The organism is Streptomyces sp. NPDC004732 (assembly GCF_040609235.1).
Classification (GTDB): domain Bacteria; phylum Actinomycetota; class Actinomycetes; order Streptomycetales; family Streptomycetaceae; genus Streptomyces.
Genome location: NZ_JBEXJR010000002.1, coordinates 216,701 through 236,129, shown reverse-complemented (window position 1 = coordinate 236,129; position 19,429 = coordinate 216,701). Strand labels below are relative to the sequence as shown.

Genomic DNA, 19,429 nt, shown 5'->3' with positions numbered 1-19,429 from the left:
TGAAGCCGCAGGCGTCACCACTGAAAGCACCGATGTCCACATACGAACCCGATTTCCGCCTCGACGGATACGAAGCCGTCAACGAAGATGTCGCCGATCAGTTCTGGGGGCATATCGGCATCGAGCAGGACTCGATGACCGTCCTCGCCGAGCACCACAGCGCCGACGCCGAGCACAGCTTCTACCTGATGCACAACGGCGCCGTCACCTGGGGCATCCCCGGAGCCCCTCAGATCGTCGCCCTGCACCTCAAACGCGACCCGGTCGCGCGCACCTACCGTTTCGCCCACGAGGAACTCCCGCTGCCGGCCATGGCCCAGTCCTGGCTGATCGCCCGCGGCTGCCCCGAGGAGCAGATCCTCCTGCCCGACGGCATGGGCACCACCCCCGCGAACGAGGCCACCCGTGCCCTGGAGAAGCGACTGCGGCAAGACGGAGACCACTTCGCCCTGCTCATCAGTTACACCGACGACGACATGTCGGACCGGCCGCAGACCACCGTGATGCTCCGCGCCCTCGATGAGAAGGCGGCACTGCCCTTCCGCGTACTGCTCGAAGAGATCGACAGCACCGCATGGACACACACCCTGCGTGAAGGCGCCTTCCAAACCTTCGAGGCCGCCACGCAGTGGTGGGACGCGCACTGGGGCGGCGAGAAGCCGCCGCTGCCGACGGCCTCGCCGGCGACCCGGACCGCCCCTGCCGTCCCCGCCCTGCCGGCACACCACGCCCCGCCGCGCGGACCGAAACGCTGAACTCTCGCTAACAACAGCGCAGTTCGCTCGCCGACCGCATTCGGAAACCGCCTGCCGGATACACGGCGGCGCGGAAGGTAGCACGCAATCCCCGGTTACCGAAACCGGGGATTCTCCGGATTCTTGTTCTCAGCCCGAGCGGCACCCGCCCGGGTCCAATTCCGCATTCCGTTCCCCCATTCCATGGAGGTTAATTCCCCATGCGCGCCAGTCGCATAGCCATCTCAGCCACCGTCCTCGGTGCTCTCGCCCTCCCGCTCGCCTCCACCACCACCGCCAGCGCGGCCCCCACCATCGCCAGCTGCCCGGCTACCAAGCCGCTGCCCTACACGGTGCACACGAAGGCGGTGACGATCCGCTCCAAGGCCACCACCAAGTCCACGGCCGTCGGCGTGCTGTACCGAAGCCACAAGTTCACCGTCCACAAGAGCAGCGGGAACTGGCGCTACATCACCGACAGGACCACCGGCGTAAAGGGCTGGGTGTCCGGAACGTACGTCTACCGCGACGTCGCCATGTGCCTCGACTAACAGTCCGGCACCCCATTCCCCATTCCTCCGCAGGAATTACCGAAAGAAGGGAGATGCTCCGTGCTCGACGCCAGCGAAGACGTGATGGGCGTCATCACCGAGCGCATCGAGGAGCGGTTCCAGATGCCGCTCGCCGACCTGCTCCGAGCGGTGGAGGCGGCACCGCAGGCCAACCCCGAGGCCGCCACCGTCGTGCACTGGTACGGCCTGCTCGCCGAGACGCAGCAGGCGCTCGACACCGTCGAGGACGCGCTCGTCGAAGCACTGGGCACGCAGCCGGGCGACGTACTCGACGATCCCGTCATGGAATTGGCCCACCAGGTCAACGCCGCGGTCGCCTCCCGCGACGGCCGCGCCATGGTCGTGAAGTACCTCCTCGACCCCAACGCTCCCGGCAAGCGCGGACCCGGGGTATGGCGAGGTGCAGCCCCGGCCGCCCGCCGCGCTCCGGCCCTGCCCACCTCCCCGCCCACGCTGCCCAGCGTGCACAACACCGCGGTACGCGGGGTGACGCGGTGAGCGTCATCGACAAGGCCAGCAGCCGCGATGCGGCGCTGCAGAAAGCATTCGGCTCCGAAGTGTCCGAGCTGTACGCGCAGGCGGCCCGCGCCGAGGCCAACGCCGCACTCCAGCGGGCGCTGGAACTGCGCAGCTTCCTCGCCATCGCCGAGGAGCAGGTGGCCCGGGTCCGAGACCGTACTCACGCCGCGACGGGACCCGACGGGGACATGGACGCCCTGTCCGCCGAGGACCTGCGGTGGGACGCGGACTGGCTGGAGGCGGCTCTGGCCAGCCGGGACGGCTACACCACCGCACTCGACGAGCTGCTGCGCTCCATTCCGGCGCCGAACCAAGTAGTACCTGCACGCGCCGGGTTGAGCCCCAAGATCGCCGCCACCGCTCCGCCCGCCCCGGCCGCATCCCGCGCCGCGTCGATGCGGACCCGACATCCCTGAAAGCCCACCGATTGCCCCCACCCGACACCCCGTCCCCCGCCGTTTCCCAGCTCGTCGCCCAGCGCATCGAGGCGCTGTATGGACAGCCACTCGCTGAACTCGAAGCCCTCGCCGACGCGAACCCCGAGACCACGCTGCTCGCCGCCCTGACCAGCGCCCACAGCGACTTGGCCCTCGCCGAACGCAACATCGCCTTCCAGCTTCAGCGACTGCGTGAACTCACCGCCCCTGACCGGGAGATCGGCCGGTTCGCCGCCGGTCACATCCTCGACTGCGCCCGCCGCATCGCCGAGTCCGTCGCCACCCGCGACGCCTACGCCAAGAGCACCAGCGCGGTCCTGGGCGGCCTGCGCCGGGTGTCCGCCCCGGACACCCACCCGCCGGCTGCACCGCTCCCGGCCCCGCCGACGGCGACCACCTCCCGCACCCGCTGATCCACCTGTACCGCTTGAGGAGCCCCTTTCTTGGCCACCACCGCGCCGTCGCCCGCCACACCGAACGATCTCTTGGGCGTCACCAAGACCCTGGACCTGCTCGCTCCGCGCTGGAGCGTGTGGGTGCTGATGACCGTCTCCTCGAAGCCGCTGCGCTACGCCGAGTTCAAGCCGAGGCTGCCGTGGCTGGCGGACGGGCAGCTCCACCCCCGGCTGCGTCACCTCACCAACGCCGGCGTCATCGAGCGCACGGCCTACGCCCCGCGCCATGTCACCTACGGCCTCACGAGCCGCGGCGCCGCGCTGCTGCCCGTCCTCACGGTGATCGCGTCCTGGGGTGACACGTATCTGGAGAAGGAGTTGGTCGCCAACAAGCACACCGGAGGCATGGAGCCCGAGCGGATCGCGCCGGCCCAGAACATCGACGACGCCGTGGCGCTGCTCGCGCCGAGGCACGCCACTCCGATCCTGTTCTCCCTGCAGACCCGGGGCACCGCAACCGCCAAGACGCTGGCGGCCGAGGCCATGCCCGGCTACGGGCTGACCGCCGTCTACAAGCCGCTGGAACGCCTGGTCGCCGACGGCCTCGTCACCGCCAGCGGAACTGGCGGCTACCAGCTGACCGCGAGTGGCCGGGCGCTCGCCCCGGTCTTCGAGGCGATTTCCGCGTGGGCCACCGTACCTGCCCCCGAGGCCGATGCCCGTCGGTCACGGGGGCCGGGCGCCGCCCCGTCGCAGAACCGTTCCGGCCCGTGGGCAACCACCCCGACTCGTCTTCCTGCGCCCGCGGTTCCGGCTGCACCAGCGGCGCGTCCCGCACTGACCACCTCGCCCCCCGAAGGGCTGGCATGGAAGTCCGACGACCTCTTCTCCCACCAGATACCCGCCCGCCCGATCTCCCCGGCAGGAGGCCCGCGCCGATGAACCGCTCCCTGCCCCAGGCCCTCCTGCACGAACGCCGCGCGATCAGGACGCTGACCCTGCCGGCCTTGATCCGCCTGGTCACCGAGATCGACGACAACGGCCCCATCAGCCACCAGAAAGGCAGCCTGCAGAGCGCCTTCGGTGACCTCACCGCTGGCCAACTGCGCTACGCCATCGACGTTGCCCGCGACCTCGATTTCGTCCACGCCGACGAGCAAGCCCCCGACCGCTACCGCCTCACCCCCAGCGGCGAGGCCCTGGCCGAGGTGTACGACACCGCGGCCCGCTGGGCGCGCAAGCGTCAGTTCCCCGACACCAGCAGCGACTTCGTCACCCGCGTCCAGCACACCCTCCAGCTGTCGAGCCGCAGCCCGCAGGCGATCGGCTCGAGCCTGGAGCCGTCGGCACCGCACCAGGTCCTGGCCGAGTTTCTGCAGGCGTACCCCCGCGTCCAGCAGCACGCCGACGCCCGCTGCGCGCAGCCGCCGTCGGAAGCGGGGCGCGCTGCGTGAGATCCCGTGTCGGACCGCGGCATGCCCGCCGCCCGGTCCCCACCATGCTGCGCGGCATCTACCTGCCGCGCAGCATGGATGCCGGCGCGTTCGCCATGACCACGTACGGCATCCCCCTGCTGGTGCTCGCCACCACCAACTCCGCCACGCTGACCGGCCTCGCGTTCGCCCTGGAGTGGATCCCGCGGCTCGGCGCCTTCGCCCTCGCCGGGGCGATGACCGACCGCTACGGCACCACCCGCGTCTTCCGTCTCGCCTCCGCGATGCGTGCCGTCGTCGTCCTGGCCGCCGCGCTCGCACTACCCGAACTGCAGGGCGGCCTTGGCACCACGATCACCGTCATGGCGCTCGCCGCGTCCACCGGCGTGCTCACCGAGTTCTCCTACATCGCCGCCGAGACCGCGGGCGGCGTGGCCAGCCGGGCGGCCGGTGAGCGGGCCCACCGCGTGCAGTCCGTACTGCTCGGCATCGACCAGGTCGGCACCCTGGCCGGCCCCGCCCTCGCCGGACTCCTCCTGGAGCGGGTCGGGGCATCCGGGATGCTGACCACGATCGCCGCCTTCTCCCTGCTCGCCTGCGCGTTCGCTCCCCGGCAGTACACCCGGCAGCCGACTGCCGCCTCGGAGTCCGTCCTCAAGGGGCTCCACACCGGCTGGATCACGCTCAAGTCGCTCCCCGCGCTGGCCTGGCTGATCACTGGGCTGACCTTGTCGAACCTGGCTGTGGGCCTGCTCCAGGCCGCGGCCCCGGTGATCGTGGTCAAAAAGTTCGGACACTCCAGCGCCGATGTGGGCGTGGTCTGGTCGGTTGCCGCCGCCGCAACGCTGGCCACGGTCGCCGTCTGCCGACGCGCCATCGACCGGTGGGGTCTATGGCCGGTCGGCGCCCTCTCCGCCGCCATCGCCGCCAGCGCATGCCTGGCCGTCTCACTGACCCACACCTACACCGCCTACCTCGTGCTGATCGCGGTTCTCATGGCCAGCGAGGGCGGCATGACCGTCGTGCTGCGCACCCTGCGCTCGCACCTCATCCCGGCCGCGGTCTTCGGCAGCACCCTCTCGCTGACGATCCTCCTGCTCCTGCTGCCCTTCCCGGTGGCCGGCCTCCTCATTGCCGCTGTACCCGCGACCCAACTCGGCCACGTGATCACCGGCTGCGCCGTCCTCCAGGCCCTTGGCCTGTTCATTGCCTTCGCGCGTCTGCGCACCCTGCCCGGCCTGCGCGCCTCCTTCGCCTGATCCGCCGGCTGCCGCCCGCCCGTTCACCTTGGAGATCCAACCGATGCCCACGACCCATGCCCCGGCGACCCCGGCCGTACTGCCGGTGTTTCGTCCCTCGCTCCGTGCCGGTTCCCGCCCCACGCTCGCCGACCGGTTCCTGGCCTACGACGCGGAGCACCCGTACGTCTACCGGGCCCTGGAGCGGCTGACAGCCGAGCGGATAGCCGCCGGCGCCACCCGCATCGGACTCAAGGGCCTCTTCGAAGAACTGCGGTGGCGGCTGCCCCAGGGCATGCGCGGCCTCAACAACAACTACACCGCCCTGTATGCGCGCAAGTTGATCGAGGACCACCCCCAGTGGGCGAGCGCCTTCGAGCTGCGCCGCCGCCGCACCCCCTGAGCCCGCGCGCGTCATCTATCAACGTCCTCTCCGCCAGACCTACTTGGAGCGCCCTTGCCCTCTCGCACCATCCTCGTCGTGACGACCTCCGGCTCGGAGGCGCAGGCATACCGCGGCTACTGCCTCGAAAGCGTCGCAGCCTCCTACAACATCGTCCTGATCACTCCCGGCGAGCCCACGTGGGAACGGGAGTTCATCAGCGACTACGAGGTCGCCGACCCCAACGACGCCCAGGCACTCGCCGCGGCCGGGCGGGCACTGACCGCCCGCCACCAGCTGGCCGGCGTGGCGACGTGGACCGAGTGGTACCTCACCCAGACCGCCCGCCTCGCCCGCCAGCTCAGCCTGCCCACGAACAGCCCGGAGGTGATGGAAGCCGCCCGCAACAAGGCCACCGCCCGGACCCTGTTCGCCCGCCACGGCGTGCCCTCGGCCTCCTCCATGACCGCCCGCACACTGCTGGAAGCGGCGCTCGCCGCCGAGACCATCGGCTACCCCGTCGTCCTCAAGCCCGCCGCCCGCGCCGCCAGCATCGGCGTCATCCGCGTGAACCGTGCGGAGGAGCTCCCCGCCGGTTTCGAGTTCGCCTCGGCCGGCGCCCGCGAGGGCATCGAAAGCACCCACGTCCTGGTGGAGGAGTACCTCGACGGCCCGGAGGTGAGCGTCGAGTGCGTCACGCACCGCGGCCACACCACGGCGGTCGCCGTCACCCGCAAGACGCTCGGCGACCCGCCGTTCTTCGAAGAGGTCGCCCACTACGTCGACGCATCCGATCCACTGCTCGCCTCCGTCGCCCCCGTAGCCGCAGCAGCCGTCAAGGCGCTCGGCATCACCGACGGCGTCCAGCACGTCGAGATGCGGCTGGTGAACGGGCGCCCGCGCCTGGTCGAGGTCAACGCACGCATCGGCGGCGACATGATCGGCCATCTCGTGAGCCTGGCCACCGGCATCGACCTGGCCCGCGCCGCCGCCGACGTCGCCTGCGGACACACCCCCGACCTCACACCCACACGCAACGGCGCAGCAGCGATCCGGCTGATCTACCCCGCCTACTCCGGCACCCTCACCAAGCGCCGCCTCGACGACACCTTCCCCTGGCTCGAGCGCGTGAGCTTCCAGCGCGACGTCGGCGACCACCTCGTCCTGCCACAGGACGGCGGCGACATGTTCACCGCCCGCATCGGCTTCCTGATCACCACCGGCCCCAGCGCAGAGATCGCCAAGAACCGCTCCACCGAGGCGTACCGGCACCTGTCCGTCCAGGTCACCCCCGCCTAGACCGCCCAGCTCGTACCCATCACCCCGCCGCCCCCGGTTCCCATGCCGCTTCACGTCCGCCGCACCGCTCCCCGCCGGGCGCCCGCGCTGACCACCCGCAGCGTTCCGCGCTGGAGCACCACGACCACCCCGTCGGCAGTCCTGCCCGCCCACAGCTCCGTCCCCCGCCGCTGACTGCCCTGACGCCCTTCGTCTGAGAGAAGCGATTTGGCCCTGCACGCTCAGCAGTTCTTCGATGACGTCCTCGAACTGCCCTTTCACCAGTACGCCGTCGTCGGCGACGCCCTGTACGCTTCCCCGCAGCCGAATTCGCCGCTGCGGCTGCGGATCGACTTCGCCCCAACCATCCGCCAGGGCGAGTACGACGGACTGCGCCTGCGCGTTGTCCACCCCGAGCAGGGCGTCCTCGACTCCGCGCTCCTTCGCTTCGCCGACCACGGCACCTTCGAGCGCCGCGATGGGGCCCGCGATCTGGCGGTCGGCCGCGACGGCTACGCCGTCATCCGCGACTGGCACGCCCACAGCACCCTGCCGCCGTGGCACGGCGCGGACGGCGCCGGCCTGCGCACCGCGATCGAGCAGTACGCCCACTTCTGGATCCCCGGGCCCGCGGCAGCCCGCCCGGCAGCCCGCCCTGTTGCCCAACCCACAGCCACCACCGGGTCCTCGCTCCGCAGCCGCTGACCGCCCACCTCGTCACGGAGTTCCGCATGTCCCCGCCTCGCTGGTTCCCCTCCCACCACCGGCCGCCGCCGTCGACCGCTGCCCCCGGCCCGCCACCGCCGCCGGGCCCGAACGGGTTCTGGATCACCGACCCGGACTTCCGCGACCGGCTGCACAGCGCGACGCTGACCCTCCTCGACATCGTTCAGGACTGCCTCAACGATGACGTCCCGCTCACCGAGATCCTCGACGGCGCCCGCGACCACGCCGAGCACATGCTCGGCGTCCCCAGCACCTACGGCGTCCTCGTCGAAGCCGAAGCCGCCGCGCAGATCGTCCAGGCCGCCGGCCTGGACGCCGGATCCCCCTTCGGCCTGGCCGTCGCCCAGGGGCTGGCCGGCATCGCCCAGCTGCCCTTAGAGCAGCAACAGCACCTCGTCCGCGCCGCCGCCCGCCGCTACGCGATCACCGCACCCTCCCGGTCGGCGACTGGACCGCCCGCTTCACCCCCGCGCCCGGCGCCGGGCCGCACCCGCTGAACCATGACCCGCTTGCCCGCCTTGCCCAATCCCGCCTGTATCCCTTGGAGAGTTCCTTCTTGCGTATCCGCACCGCTCGCATCCTCCCGGCCGCCGTTGCCGTCGCTGCCACGGTGACCGGCTCCCTGTCCTGGGCCCCGACCGCCTTGGCCCAGAGCACCGACCCCACCCCGTCCGCATCCACATCCTCGACTCCGCGCAACGCGGCCGAGCCGGAGACCGGCGGCGTGGCCATCCTGAAGAAGGATCCCGGCGGCGACGTGCTCGCCGGCGCGGCCTTCGCCCTCTTCGACTCCGCGGGCAAGGAAGCCGCCAACGGCAAGACCGACGCCCAGGGCAAGCTCGCCTTCAAGGACCTCGCGCCGGGCGTCTACCGGCTCAAGGAGGTCTCCAGCGGCAGCAACCTGCACGACACGGTCGACGACCAGGACGTCATCGTCACCCCCGGCACGGACACGCCGCTCACGATCGTCGACCCCTTCAAGGACGCCTCGGTCCTTCTGAAGGCCAAGGACGACAAGAGCGGCAAGCTGCTCGCCGGATCCACCGTCAACATCGGCAGCGGCGACAAGACCCTCCTAACACTGACCACCGGCCCCGACGGCACCGCCACCGGCAAGCTGCCCGTCAACTCCCGTACCGGCACCGACTTCTGGGTCAAGCAAGTCAAGGCACCCGCCGGCTACGACCTCTACAAGCCCTCGAAGGAGTTCAAAGCCAAGCCGGGCGATCCGGTGACGGTCACCACCACCAACGCCAAGACGGCGACCTCCCCGCCGCCGACGGAGAAGCCGACCGACAAGCCCACCGACAAGCCCTCCCCGGGCAAGCCCGGTAAGGACGAGGACACTCCGTCCCCGTCCGCCTCCGGAAGTCCGAGCGCTGATGAGACCGCATCGAGCACGGCCGCTCCCGCTCCCGAGGGCTCGCTCGCGCACACAGGCGCCGACGCCACCCCGTGGCTGATCGGTGGCGCCGGACTGTTGCTCGCAGCCGGTGGCGGGGCGCTAATTGCCGCACGCCGCCGCGCCGACGAGTCCAACGACAGCTAGCCCGACCCACTCAAATACAGGAAGCCCCCGGAATCCGTGCGATTCCGGGGGTTTTGTCGTGCCTGCCGAGCTGATTCCCCTTCGTTGCGCCTCCGATCTAATGAGAACGGAAGATCATCGCCAGCAGCCGCTCGGCGCGGGCCCTGACCTGCGGCTCGGGATGCACCATCGCGGCTGCGATCAATACTGCAACCAGGGAAAAGAAGGGGCCATAAGCAGCTACAGTCGCATTTATTTCCATGCAGGTGAGACTAGCGCAGGTGTCGAATTCGCTAATTTCCCCGCATGAGGGAAGTGTGTCAAATTATATGGATCGAATTCCATGAGGTGCCCTGGTCAGGCGTCTATGTATTCGGATCTCGCCCGCGCCTAGCCGGATTGCATCATGTGGCGCACGTCACTTAAGTCCAGCCGCGTTTGCCTGTGTTGTGGGCAACGGCAAGCGCCTCGCCCGACACGTGCGGGGAGGGGCTACGAGCCGTCCGCGCCTGTCTCGCTGGCATCCGGAAACAGCTGCGCCGCTCGCTGCCTGGCGGCTTCTACGGCCGTCTTACGGCAGATATTTAGGCGGGTCAGCAGTCCATGCGCCGACTCGGATGTGATCGGGTCGAGGAGGTCGCGCGTGCGAGCCGTATCCCAGCCGGCCATCCGTAGGGCGGTCTCGACTAGGAGCTGCGTCTCCTTGGCGGGACACTCGAAGAGGTCATCGCCAGCGGCAACGGCAGCGATGAGCCGGTCGCGGATAGTGCGGGCGTTCTCCCACGCGAGCCAGATCCCATCCTGCAAGTCGTGAGCGCTTCCCGGCTGGACTCGCAGCGACAGCGGCGGATAGGCCAAGACCAGTGCGGTCGCTGCGTGCCAGTCCCTCGCGGGTGCGCTCACCGCGGCCTCGTTGATGAATCGAACGCGAAGCCAGTATCCGGCCGATTCTCGTGAGTTGGCTTCCCTCTTCTGGGCCTCGCAGTCCGGGCACAGGGGTGGTCCGGCATGTCTGCGGCTGGGCTTCCAGGAGCGACTCGTCCGCAGAAGGCCGGTGCCGCAGGTGGCACACGCAATGCCCGATGGGGCAGGGCCAATGGCGACCAGCATCTCGTTGACGTGCATTCTGGCGGCCTCCGCCAATGCGCGGGAGCTGATGCCGCGTTGCTGCCAGTAGACGTGTCGCAGCACAGCGATCAGGGACGGGTCACGGTCGCTCTCTGCCTCGTCGCGCAGGCGTGCGACCTCATCAAGGACAGCTTGTTTCGCGAGATCGAGCCGTCGTTGGCTCTCTGAAGCCGCGACTTCCGCGTCTGTGAAGTCACGAATCGAATTCTCCACTTGAGCCAATTGGTCCGGTCGGCTGCCCTCAATCATGATCTGAGCGTACGCAGACTCCGGGCCAGATAGCGGACTAGTGATCGACGTCTCGGCGCCTCGTCCGGATCTGGCGTCGCCTTCTGCGGAGGGGCGATCCTGTCAGGCTCCAGTCCGATCTTGTCCGGGTGGACGCATGCGGGCATTGTCTCGCCGTGGGTATAGCGGTGCCCGTCATCCGGATGGAACGGGCACTCCCAGGACGGCCGGTTGTAGACCACGAACTGGTCACGTGGGTACCGGATGGCTGGGCAGATCCCGCAGACAGGCCGCTTCAGGTCCTCGCGGTCCGGATCGATGTACGGCGGTCCGGCGGGTTCTGGGATTTCCATACCTGTCAGAGGGTAGCGGGCCCGTCTCGCCGAGTAGCCCGAATCGCGGCCGGCGGGCGCCCAGGGTGGCAGTTCGCCGGTGGCAGACGAGGAAGATCCCCAAAGGACTGGTGGACGCCGCGACAGCATGTCAACCTGAACGACCTTCCGGAAAATCCCAGGTCAGAGAGGTGATGCTGTGGCATTGGATGCGGCGCAACCCGGGTTCGCCACTACGGTCGCGGCCCTGCGGCTCCGCTCCTGGAAGCTCGGCGCCGGCCAGGCGATGGACGTGATCGACCAGTTCGCGCAGGCCGATTTCACCCACATCGTCGACGACCGTGCCGACGTGCACGTCAGCTCGCGCGACGGCCGGTTCTACCTCGGCTATTTCCCGAACGGCCGGCCCGGCGGCGCCGACGAGGACTGGGTGACCGGTGAGGGCTGGGTCATCGCGGTGACCGGTACCGCGAAGGTCCCCGGCTACCGCATCGCCTTCTCCACGGATACGCCGGCGGAGATCGTCGCCGATGCGGTGGCCCGGATCCTGTCCACCTCTCGGCCCCTGTGACGGGCACGTCCGCCCTCCCTATACATGCGCCCCGCGTACCCTGCCCCTGCTCGCGCGGATTCGTCCGCTACCGCTAGGAGAACGCCTTGGACCCGCACTCGCCCGAGATGACCGTCGGCGACATCATCGACGCACTGTCCGCCTTCGACCGTGACACCCCCGCCCGTCTCGCCATCAACCCCTTCTTCCCCATGGCCCACCGCCTGGGCGGCGTGGAGAAGTCGGTGGACGAGAACGGCCGGCCGATGGTCTACATCGCCGAGTCGCCGGAGGCCGAGCAGTTCGGCCCACTGCCGCCCGCCGTGGCCGTCGCCCTGGCCTGGCAGGGGCCGATCGATGCACCCCCGCGCCGCCGGCGCGGCGCCACCAGGCCGAACGACGGCCACTGACCCACCCTCGACCTGACGGAGGCGCCCCTGCACCCGCACCACCCCATCGATCCTTCCCACCCCGTCTCGCCCGACCCGACGTATTGGGTCGCCCCGCGCCACCTGGCCGGCGACGACGGCGTCCTCGCCGAGCGGATCGGCGACACCCTGACCGACCTCAGCTGGCGCATGTGGCCGACGTCCCGCAGCTCCCTGCTGTACGTGAGCCCCGACGGCCTGCGCGGCGCCGAGTGGATCCTCGCCTCCTACCCCTTCGAGCTGGGCGGCCTGCCGGTCGCCTGGCAGATGTCGGCCCGCCCGCACCCGGAGTCGGCGCTCACCGAGTGGAACGCGTACTTCACCGCCGGCGTACCGCACGAGGCGCTCACCGATTTCCTGATCGCGCTCGACGCGAGCGACACCCCCGATGCCGGGCTCGAGAACGCCGAGGCGGTACTGACCGCGCTCACTGCTCGCGGGTGGCTGCGCGACGTGGACCGTCCGCGTACCACCGCCACGGACCCGGGCTTCTCCACAAACGTCTCGCTGGAGATTCTGCCGCCGCTCATCCACGACGCCGACCCCCGCGATGACCTTCTGGGGTGGCAGGCGTGGGCGGAGCCCGTACTGGGGGCTCCGTACCTGTGGTGTGCGAGCTTCAGCGCGAGCGCCCCGCACGAGCTGGTTTCGGCCTTCGCCTCCTCGCTCGCCGCCCCCGGTCCGGTACTGCGCCGCACGCTGCCGCAGGGCGCGGAGGACCGCCTCACCGTCGTCCGCCGTGGCTGACGACGCTGTCCTTGGCCCTGACCCGCACGGCCTGTGCGCCGTGCGGGTCTGACTACTCCTTCCCCCTCGTCCCATGGAGGTTCCTTGCCCCTGCCGTTGATCCGGCTCGCCATCGACCGCACGAACGGCACCGCCCACCAGGGGGTCCTGCTCGGTACCGGACCATGGACGGCGTGCGCCACGCGCTCGCCCGACCTGGCACCCATCGCGCACACCACGGCGCACTCCCAGTGCCAGAGCTGTACGCGCGCCGTCCTCGTCCTCACCACGCTGCCGCACATGAGCGGTGAACCCGCCTTCCGGCCGGGCGCCGGCACCGGGAGAAGTGCGGTCGCGCACCGCCCTGTTCCCGGGCATCTGCTCGGCTACTGCGGCAAGCCGCTCGACGACCGGCCCTCGGCCGCGCGCCGCGTGTGCGCCAACTGCACCGATCTCAGCGACGCCCTCGACCGCCTGCGGGCCGCGGCGGGCGAGCTGCTGCTTCCCGACGGGGAGCTGTGTCATGTCGACGACAGCGTGTTGTGGGCGCCGAGCGGCCGGGGCAACCTCGTCACCGGGCATCGCCGCGATGTACTGCTCGACCGGTCCTGGTGCGGACAGCGAGTGTCGGGCCCCAACCCTGTCGCTCCCAACGAGTGCGCGCCGTGCCACAGGATCTGGCAGGAGGCCGAGGTCACGCGCCAGACGTACACGCTTCCCCGGATGCGCGAGCTGGCGCGCTGGTGGCACCAGCGACGGGAACTCGATGTGTTCGACGACCGGGCCGGCGCCCTGCGGCAGGGCGACGCCTATACCCTCTCCGGCTGCGAGGAGACCCATCACGTCGTGGCCACAGCCGACCGTACCCGCGGAAGTCACACGGATCTCGTCGCCTACCTTCCCGTCGCGGACCGGCTCGTCGATGTCCGCATATGGCGCGAGCGCCTGGTGGCCATTGAGCGGCCTGAGTTCATCCCGGTCGTGAAACTCTCAGCCCCCTAAGCGAATTACGCACATACGATCCAATTACCTTGCCCGGCAGGCCATTTCGGCCTGTCGGGCTATTGGTGTATGCGTTCGTGTCGTCAGCCAAACATGCCGCCCATTCGCCACGGCAGCGCTGTTGTGCGCCGTAGGGTGGAGTCCGCTGTCTGCTCGATGGATCGGAGAACGCGGTGAAACGCGAACGGGCCACGTCACTGCTCCAGGAGATGCTCACCCGTCTCGATCGGAGCGAGCGGCCGGTGGACCTAATTGACGCCGTGCACGTCTTTGGTTCGTACGCTCGCGGCGCGATGGAGCCCGCAGACGTGGATGTGGCCGTCACCCACCATGTCGACCCCGACTTCAGCGCGGAAGTGGTCGGCGACATCATGTACGGCCGCGACCCGATGGCCCCCATGAAACGTGCGCTCAAGGGCAACAAGCGGGGCATCCAGTTTCAGTTCAATCAGAATGATGCGCTCACCGGCATGGGGACCGAACTGGCCCTGCTGTGGCAGCGGGGCGACACACTCGCCCAGGCGCAAGAACGCCTCGCCACGCTGGTTGCGGACCCGCAGGCCGGCCGGGCTGAACGCGACCACATGATCGAGCAGTTCGATGGACTGGACAAGTGGATCCCTCGTCCGGTGCGTGTCGATCTCGTGTCCCTGGTCGACGCCGGTGCCATCGAAATTCGCCGTGTGGAACTGGCCGACGCCCAGCCCGGACACCCCGCTGCTGTGGCTGTGCTCGACCGCTGGGCCGAGACCAGCCCGCTCCGCCGAGCCGCAGCCGCCGCCCTGCACCACGCCGAATCCACCGGACACGATCCGCACACCCTGTGGCTGCAGGGGCAGACGGTCGGCATGCCCTGGACGCCCGACTTCCGGGGCACCCTGTGGATCAGCTTCGGCTGGCGGCACTTCAACGAAATCACCTACCGGCTGCGCGACGGGCTGCAATGGCTAGAGGTCATCCGCCCCACCCGCACGCAGCCGCTGCACGCCCTTCTTCTCACCGTGCTAGATGCGGACCGGCTCCCTAACCACTGATGTGCCGCCGTCGGAGGCGCTGTACGTGTCGCGGCCTGCTGCGGGGACACACGTACCCGCCCCCGCGGCCTCGTCCGTGTCCGCCAAGCAGAAAGCCCCTGTCGCGAACGGCCTTTTGCGACAGGGGCCTTGATCATCCGCGCTACTTCGGGGCGCGCACCTTGGCGAGCGCCTTGTCCAGGTGGGCGTCCACGAGGCCCGGCGAGCCGGAGACGATCACCAGGACGTTGCCGGTGCGGATCGCCGTCTGCTTGACGACGCTGCGCTGCCCGCCGGCGGAGAAGGTGAGCAGCTGGCTCCACTGTTCGTCGCCGAGGTCCGGCGCGGCCGACTTCTCGGTGCCCATGTCGACGACCGTGCTCCCCGAAGCCACCTGGTACGAGGGGCAGGAGAGCATCGCGTCGAAGACCTTGCCGATGCCCTTGGAGAGCTTCGCCGGGTTGTCGCTGTACAGCTCCTCGGCCACCTCGGAGGAGCTGCTGCCGGTGTAGGCGAATGACGCCTTCGCCTTGCGGGCGAAGTCGAGACCTGAGCCGGTGGCCGTGTGGCCGCCGAGCTTCTCCAGCGCCGGGCAGCCGATGACGGTCACGTCGTCGTTGCGCCGCGGGGTCTCGGGCTTGCGGGTGTAGCCCTCGCCCAGGTCGCTCTCGTTCAGCAGCCGATGGTTCAGCTGAGCCGATGACAGCGGCGCGGATATCGAGGGCGTGCTGTTGCCCCGGTGTGCGGGGGCGGAGGTGTCAGCGGGCTCGTCATGGCTGGCGCAGCCGGTGAGGGCCAGGACAGTGCAGACGGTGCTGAGGCCGAGGGCGGTCGTGGTGGAGCGGCGCATGCGGAAACCCCTTGGTGATGCGAGACGGATGGTCTGACCGGGTCGGCCCTCCGGGTGCCGACGAACGCAGGGGTGGGGGAAGGGGTTTCGCGTTTTCAGTGGCCGAGGTGGCGCAGGCCGTCTTCGAGGGTGGGGTGGAAGTGGTCGACCGGACCGGAGTTGCGGTTGTACCAGGCGCTGTCGAGCCGGGTCTCGTGTGCCTCGTGGCCGGCCTCGCAGCGCAGCCAGACCGAGTCGTCGTGCATGTTGAAGACGATCCAGTTCCGGTACGCGCCGCAGTGGCAGGCGTGGACTTCGCCGTCGATGACGAGCGGCAGGTCCCAGCGCATCATGAAGCCCGAGACATCCTGGCGGCACGGGGCCTGGAACTCCGGCGGCAGGAAGTCGGGCACCACCGTGGTGTCGTCCGGCGCGGCCGGGGCCGGCGCAGCGACCGGGGCGGGAGCCTCGGGCCACTCGGTGTGCATGGCCAGCAGCGCCTGGCCGGCACGCTGGGCTTCACGGAATTCTCGGTCCGCTCGGTTGCGTCGGAACATGCCGTCTCCATCTCTGTCGTCTCGCCTGCACGAGGAGAGTGCCGCAAGTCCCTGACCTGCTGCAACTCTAAGATTGTTGAATTCAACGGGAGTTGGCGGGGCGCTCCTTGTTCTTCGTCGGACGCTTCGTGGCGGGGCGGGTTGCCGTGGGCGCGGTGGTGGTGTGCTCGGGCAGGGTGGATGCGTCGGCGGGCAGGTCGGCGATGCGCCGCAGTCGCCACACGAGGACGTCGCTGATCGACTCGGCAGTGCCCAGTTCCCGTCGCTCGGCGGCCTCGGCCAGGAGCGCGGCCGGGTCGTGTCCGGCGCGCTCGACGTCGGCGAGGGTGGAGGCCAGCGCGTACCAGCCCGGCTCGGCGAGGACCTGCTCGGCCAGCTCCGGCACCGCCTGGCGCAGATGGGCCGTCTGCTTGCGCTGCAGGGGCAGGGACATGCGCCGGCCACGGTCGCGCATGACGCCCAGGTACATCGGTGCTGCGGCCTGGTAGGCGGCGCGAAGGTGTTCGGCGGCCTGGCGGGCAGCGGCGGCCTGCTGGGCGTGCCCCTTCATCGCGTGCCAGTGGGCGGCGGCGGTGACCAGGAAGAACACCATGTCGATCAGCATGGCGGTGGTGGCACCGTCCTCCACGCGCCCGAGTGCCGGCCCGCCCTGGACGAGGTCTCGGGCAGCTTTCCGCAGACCGCGGGCGTGCTTGCGCTCGGCCCGGATGTGGGAGCGGGTGGCCCGCTCGAACACGAAGGCAGCGTCTCGCAGTTCCTGTCGGGTGTTCGCTGCCGAGGTCTTGGCGAGCGCGTCGAGGACCTCACCGCCCGCGGCGATCAGGGCAGAAATCTGCCCGTCCTCACCTTGGTCGATGATGAGTACGGCCTGCCAGGACGCCGTCGTCGCTTGGCGGCGCGCGTCCGAGGGCCGGATGCGATCCGACCCGGAGGAGCGGTCTGTGGCGGCGTCCTGGGCGGGGTCGGAAGCGTTGCCCGCCCAGCGTTCGCGGATGCGGGGCAGGGAGAGGTCGGGCGCGAGGGTGGAGCCCGAATAGTAGATCGGCTCCTGGTCCTCGTTGCGGTCGTCGGACAGCGCGACCTTGTAGCCGAGCAGATCACCGGAGGGCGCGACACGCTGGTCGACCAGGAGGCCGGCGGCGGTCAGACGGTCGAAGAACTCCTCCTCGCTGGCGACGCCGGCGGCAGCGCGGCGCACCGTCTCACGCAGCTCCTCGCGTGGCGTGCGTTCCCTGCCCTGGCGGTTGGCTTTGTGGCGTTCGGCGCTGCTCGGGCGTTTGGCGGCGGTTCCGTCGCCGGTGTTCACCCGCCGTAGTCCGTAGTCGATTTCGATCTGCCGGGCTTCCGCCTGGGCACGGGCGCCATCGCGGCGGATGCGGGCCTGGCGGCCGTCGTGGCGGACGACGGTGGCGATGATGTGGATGTGGTCGTCGGCATGGCGGACGGCCGCCCAGCGGCAGGCGGCGTCGTCGCCATCGGGGGCGATGCCGGTGGCGGAGACCATGCGGCGCGCGATGGCGGCCCACTGCTCGTCGCTGAGGATCGGGTCTTCGGGGGCAGCGCGTACGGACAGGTGCCATACGTGCTCGGCGGGCCTCTCGCTTTCGGGCAAGGCCATAACGGGCTGGTCGAGCAGGATCTGCAGTTCGTGCAGCGTCGCCTTGAGGTCGGCGCTGCGGCCGGGATCGGGTGCCAGGCTGTCCCACGCGGCGACGAGGTGAGGGTCGATGTGCTCCTCGGCGTCACCGGGCCCGTACAGGTAATTGAGTAGGCCGAAAGTCTTGTCGCCCATGGGGTTGACCGAGGGAATCATGCCGCCGGACGCTCGCTGTCCAAGTAGTGCTGGATGAACCCGTGTACCTCCAGGCGAACCTCGTCGACAGCCTCAAGGACCGCTCGGGCCTGCGGCGCCAACTCGTCTCGGTTCAGGGCTGCCGCAACCTGGTTGAGGTTGTTGCCAATCCGGCTCAGCGCGGGGCCCAGGGCAAACAGCCGACGCTTCATCTCGCGTTGGTCGGCGATCTCAGCTTCTGTACGGGTGAGATCGCGAGCCGCGCTGAGTGCGGCATGGGCTAGATAGTTGGCGATGCTCATGCTGCAGGTGGCGGCGGCTTTGACGAGGAGCTGGTACTCGTCGTCGTTCATGCGGCAGCTCGGCTGGTGCTTGCGCTTCTTCTCGTTGCGCTGGCGTTCGCGCTGCTGAACGTGGGGCTTTGGCATCGCGGCGTGGGTGCAGTCGGTGCTGTGGCAGGAGTGGCTCTTCCCCGCTTCAGGATGCGAGCCGCCCTCGGTCGCATCCTGACGGATCGGCGCCCCCTGGTGCCGATCCGCTCCCGCCACCCCAGGGGCGGGAGACGCAAGAGCATTGCTCCCACCGGGAGCAATGCTCTTGCACCAACTTGCTCCCGCTGAGGTCGAGTTGGACTCCGGCTCATCGGGCGTGGGAGTGGGGTTTGTCGTCGAGTTCGTCATCGGGTGTCGTTCCTCGTGGTGCGGATGCGGTGCTGGATCTCGGCGGCCAGTTCGACCATGGCGGTCGCGCCGTCTAGAACCCGGACGGGCGATTCGGGGCGCTGCTGGACGAGCCACTGGCCGGTGGGGGCCAGGACGGCTGCGTTCAGCATCTGGTGGCGCACGAGGACCTCCGCCCAGGCGCCGGCCTCGGCGATCGACGGGACGTGTGTGCGCGGGTGGCGAGCAGAAATGGGGACTCCTTCGTGGCAGGAGCGGTGGCCCGACCGAGGCCGGGCCACCATGCGGAATGCGGAGTCAGGCGCTTGACCTGCTCCTTTGCAGGAGTCAGCCGCACTCGCGGCAGCGGTCGAGGTGCGTGTTCAGGGCCCGCGCCATGTTCCGCTTCACCGTGACGGCGTTCTTCGCGCTGGTCTTCGCCGGCGCGGACCCCTGGTGGCGCTCGGCGTGGGCGCTCAGGATGCTGGCGTCGCGCTCGAAGCCCGCCTTGATGGTGGCGAACCGGTGGCAGGTCTTCATCGGGTGCTCCTTGCCTCGGCGCGCAGCCGCTCCAGCACCGGCGTCAAGCTCTCGTTCCGACCGCCCGGGAGTCCCAGGTCGCGATAGATCTCGCGCAGCTGAGGCCGGTTGATAGAGGCGTTTCCGTCCCGTTCCAACTTGGCTGTGACGTGCGGACGGACGAGCTTGACCAGTTGCGCGGTGCTCAGCTTCTTGCGCTGCCGGCCTTTGGGCTTCCCACCGCCTGGCCTACTGCGCTGCGCCTTTGTCCTGCGACGTCCGGGGACGGTGTGGGGACGGTCGCGGTCGGTTTCGGTCCCCGTTTCGGGGACGGTGTGGGGACGGTCGCGGTCGGTTTCGGTCCCCGTTTCGGGGACGGTGTGGGGACGGTCGCGGTCGGTTTCGGTCCCCGTTTCGGGGACGG

26 protein-coding genes and 1 pseudogene are annotated in these 19,429 nt (G+C 69.7%); 18 read left to right on the top strand and 9 right to left on the bottom strand.

The features are described 5' to 3' along the window. Window positions 1–32: 32 nt before the first annotated feature. The 13 genes from ABZV77_RS05570 (at window position 33) to ABZV77_RS05510 (ending at window position 9,263) form a co-directional block, all read left to right on the top strand. Window positions 33–755, top strand: a complete 723-nt coding sequence (locus ABZV77_RS05570; protein ID WP_356250626.1) for a hypothetical protein — start codon at window positions 33–35, stop codon at window positions 753–755. Between the two features lie 200 nt (window positions 756–955). Then, the gene (locus ABZV77_RS05565; RefSeq protein WP_356250624.1) at window positions 956–1,285 is read left to right on the top strand and encodes an SH3 domain-containing protein; all 330 of its coding nucleotides are present in this window, start codon (window positions 956–958) and stop codon (window positions 1,283–1,285) included. Window positions 1,286–1,345: 60 nt separating this feature from the next. Beyond that, on the top strand, window positions 1,346–1,804 hold the full coding sequence (locus tag ABZV77_RS05560; protein ID WP_356250622.1) for a hypothetical protein: 459 nt from the start codon (window positions 1,346–1,348) through the stop codon (window positions 1,802–1,804). Further along, on the top strand, window positions 1,801–2,241 hold the full coding sequence (locus ABZV77_RS05555) for a hypothetical protein (RefSeq protein ID WP_356250620.1): 441 nt from the start codon (window positions 1,801–1,803) through the stop codon (window positions 2,239–2,241). The genes ABZV77_RS05560 and ABZV77_RS05555 overlap by 4 nt, the downstream gene beginning before the upstream one ends. 11 nt (window positions 2,242–2,252) lie before the next feature. After that, window positions 2,253–2,675, top strand: a complete 423-nt coding sequence (locus ABZV77_RS05550; protein WP_356250618.1) for a hypothetical protein — start codon at window positions 2,253–2,255, stop codon at window positions 2,673–2,675. Window positions 2,676–2,705: 30 nt separating this feature from the next. Beyond that, on the top strand, window positions 2,706–3,599 hold the full coding sequence (locus tag ABZV77_RS05545) for a winged helix-turn-helix transcriptional regulator (protein ID WP_356250616.1): 894 nt from the start codon (window positions 2,706–2,708) through the stop codon (window positions 3,597–3,599). After that, the gene (locus ABZV77_RS05540; protein WP_356250614.1) at window positions 3,596–4,111 is read left to right on the top strand and encodes a hypothetical protein; all 516 of its coding nucleotides are present in this window, start codon (window positions 3,596–3,598) and stop codon (window positions 4,109–4,111) included. Before ABZV77_RS05545 ends, ABZV77_RS05540 begins: the two co-directional genes overlap by 4 nt. Beyond that, window positions 4,108–5,349: an MFS transporter gene (locus ABZV77_RS05535; RefSeq protein ID WP_356250612.1), complete on the top strand. Its 1,242-nt coding sequence runs from the start codon at window positions 4,108–4,110 to the stop codon at window positions 5,347–5,349. Before ABZV77_RS05540 ends, ABZV77_RS05535 begins: the two co-directional genes overlap by 4 nt. Window positions 5,350–5,392: 43 nt before the next feature. Then, a complete protein-coding gene (locus ABZV77_RS05530; protein WP_356250610.1) occupies window positions 5,393–5,731 on the top strand; it encodes a hypothetical protein in 339 nt (112 codons plus the stop codon). A 54-nt stretch (window positions 5,732–5,785) separates the two neighbouring features. Continuing rightward, window positions 5,786–7,009 carry an ATP-grasp domain-containing protein gene (locus tag ABZV77_RS05525; RefSeq protein ID WP_356250608.1) on the top strand — a complete coding sequence of 408 codons (1,224 nt, stop codon included), beginning with the start codon at window positions 5,786–5,788 and terminating at the stop codon, window positions 7,007–7,009. A 207-nt stretch (window positions 7,010–7,216) separates the two neighbouring features. After that, window positions 7,217–7,693, top strand: a complete 477-nt coding sequence (locus ABZV77_RS05520) for a hypothetical protein (RefSeq protein WP_356250606.1) — start codon at window positions 7,217–7,219, stop codon at window positions 7,691–7,693. Window positions 7,694–7,719: 26 nt separating this feature from the next. Next, window positions 7,720–8,211, top strand: coding sequence for a hypothetical protein (locus ABZV77_RS05515; protein ID WP_356250604.1), 492 nt, complete (start codon window positions 7,720–7,722; stop codon window positions 8,209–8,211). Window positions 8,212–8,270: 59 nt separating this feature from the next. Beyond that, window positions 8,271–9,263 (top strand): SpaA isopeptide-forming pilin-related protein, encoded by a 993-nt coding sequence (locus ABZV77_RS05510; RefSeq protein WP_356250602.1) that lies wholly within the window; start codon window positions 8,271–8,273, stop codon window positions 9,261–9,263. 97 nt (window positions 9,264–9,360) lie between these two features. Here the strand turns inward: ABZV77_RS05510 and ABZV77_RS05505 are convergent, their stop codons facing one another. Continuing rightward, on the bottom strand, window positions 9,361–9,504 hold the full coding sequence (locus tag ABZV77_RS05505) for a hypothetical protein (RefSeq protein ID WP_356250600.1): 144 nt from the start codon (window positions 9,502–9,504) through the stop codon (window positions 9,361–9,363). Window positions 9,505–9,734: 230 nt separating this feature from the next. After that, window positions 9,735–10,619, bottom strand: a complete 885-nt coding sequence (locus ABZV77_RS05500; RefSeq protein ID WP_356250599.1) for a hypothetical protein — start codon at window positions 10,617–10,619, stop codon at window positions 9,735–9,737. Between the two features lie 510 nt (window positions 10,620–11,129). Here ABZV77_RS05500 and ABZV77_RS05495 point away from each other — a divergent pair. The 5 genes from ABZV77_RS05495 to ABZV77_RS05475 all read left to right on the top strand — a co-directional run bounded on the left by ABZV77_RS05495 (window position 11,130) and on the right by ABZV77_RS05475 (window position 14,670). Then, window positions 11,130–11,501, top strand: coding sequence for a DUF317 domain-containing protein (locus ABZV77_RS05495; RefSeq protein WP_356250597.1), 372 nt, complete (start codon window positions 11,130–11,132; stop codon window positions 11,499–11,501). Between the two features lie 107 nt (window positions 11,502–11,608). After that, window positions 11,609–11,890: a hypothetical protein gene (locus ABZV77_RS05490; protein WP_356252309.1), complete on the top strand. Its 282-nt coding sequence runs from the start codon at window positions 11,609–11,611 to the stop codon at window positions 11,888–11,890. Window positions 11,891–11,935: 45 nt separating this feature from the next. Then, window positions 11,936–12,655 carry a DUF317 domain-containing protein gene (locus ABZV77_RS05485; RefSeq protein ID WP_356252306.1) on the top strand — a complete coding sequence of 240 codons (720 nt, stop codon included), beginning with the start codon at window positions 11,936–11,938 and terminating at the stop codon, window positions 12,653–12,655. 84 nt (window positions 12,656–12,739) lie between these two features. Beyond that, the gene (locus ABZV77_RS05480) at window positions 12,740–13,636 is read left to right on the top strand and encodes a hypothetical protein (protein ID WP_356250595.1); all 897 of its coding nucleotides are present in this window, start codon (window positions 12,740–12,742) and stop codon (window positions 13,634–13,636) included. 173 nt (window positions 13,637–13,809) lie between these two features. Then, the gene (locus ABZV77_RS05475) at window positions 13,810–14,670 is read left to right on the top strand and encodes a hypothetical protein (protein ID WP_356250593.1); all 861 of its coding nucleotides are present in this window, start codon (window positions 13,810–13,812) and stop codon (window positions 14,668–14,670) included. Between the two features lie 142 nt (window positions 14,671–14,812). On the opposite strand, the gene ABZV77_RS05470 is transcribed toward ABZV77_RS05475, so the two are convergent. The 7 genes and pseudogenes from ABZV77_RS05470 to ABZV77_RS05440 form a co-directional block, all read right to left on the bottom strand. Next, window positions 14,813–15,499 carry a hypothetical protein gene (locus ABZV77_RS05470; protein WP_356250591.1) on the bottom strand — a complete coding sequence of 229 codons (687 nt, stop codon included), beginning with the start codon at window positions 15,497–15,499 and terminating at the stop codon, window positions 14,813–14,815. Window positions 15,500–15,594: 95 nt separating this feature from the next. Further along, a complete protein-coding gene (locus tag ABZV77_RS05465; protein ID WP_356250589.1) occupies window positions 15,595–16,035 on the bottom strand; it encodes a hypothetical protein in 441 nt (146 codons plus the stop codon). Between the two features lie 82 nt (window positions 16,036–16,117). Further along, window positions 16,118–17,848 carry a relaxase/mobilization nuclease domain-containing protein gene (locus ABZV77_RS05460; protein WP_356250587.1) on the bottom strand — a complete coding sequence of 577 codons (1,731 nt, stop codon included), beginning with the start codon at window positions 17,846–17,848 and terminating at the stop codon, window positions 16,118–16,120. After that, window positions 17,845–18,255 carry a plasmid mobilization relaxosome protein MobC gene (mobC, locus tag ABZV77_RS05455; RefSeq protein WP_356250585.1) on the bottom strand — a complete coding sequence of 137 codons (411 nt, stop codon included), beginning with the start codon at window positions 18,253–18,255 and terminating at the stop codon, window positions 17,845–17,847. Before mobC ends, ABZV77_RS05460 begins: the two co-directional genes overlap by 4 nt. Before the next feature lie 248 nt (window positions 18,256–18,503). Then, window positions 18,504–18,671 (bottom strand): hypothetical protein, encoded by a 168-nt coding sequence (locus tag ABZV77_RS05450; protein WP_356250583.1) that lies wholly within the window; start codon window positions 18,669–18,671, stop codon window positions 18,504–18,506. A 163-nt stretch (window positions 18,672–18,834) separates the two neighbouring features. Next, window positions 18,835–19,026, bottom strand: coding sequence for a hypothetical protein (locus tag ABZV77_RS05445; RefSeq protein ID WP_356250581.1), 192 nt, complete (start codon window positions 19,024–19,026; stop codon window positions 18,835–18,837). Then, window positions 19,023–19,429 (bottom strand): annotated as a pseudogene (locus ABZV77_RS05440) (hypothetical protein); the annotation flags it as partial. The pseudogene ABZV77_RS05440 and the gene ABZV77_RS05445, both read right to left, overlap by 4 nt.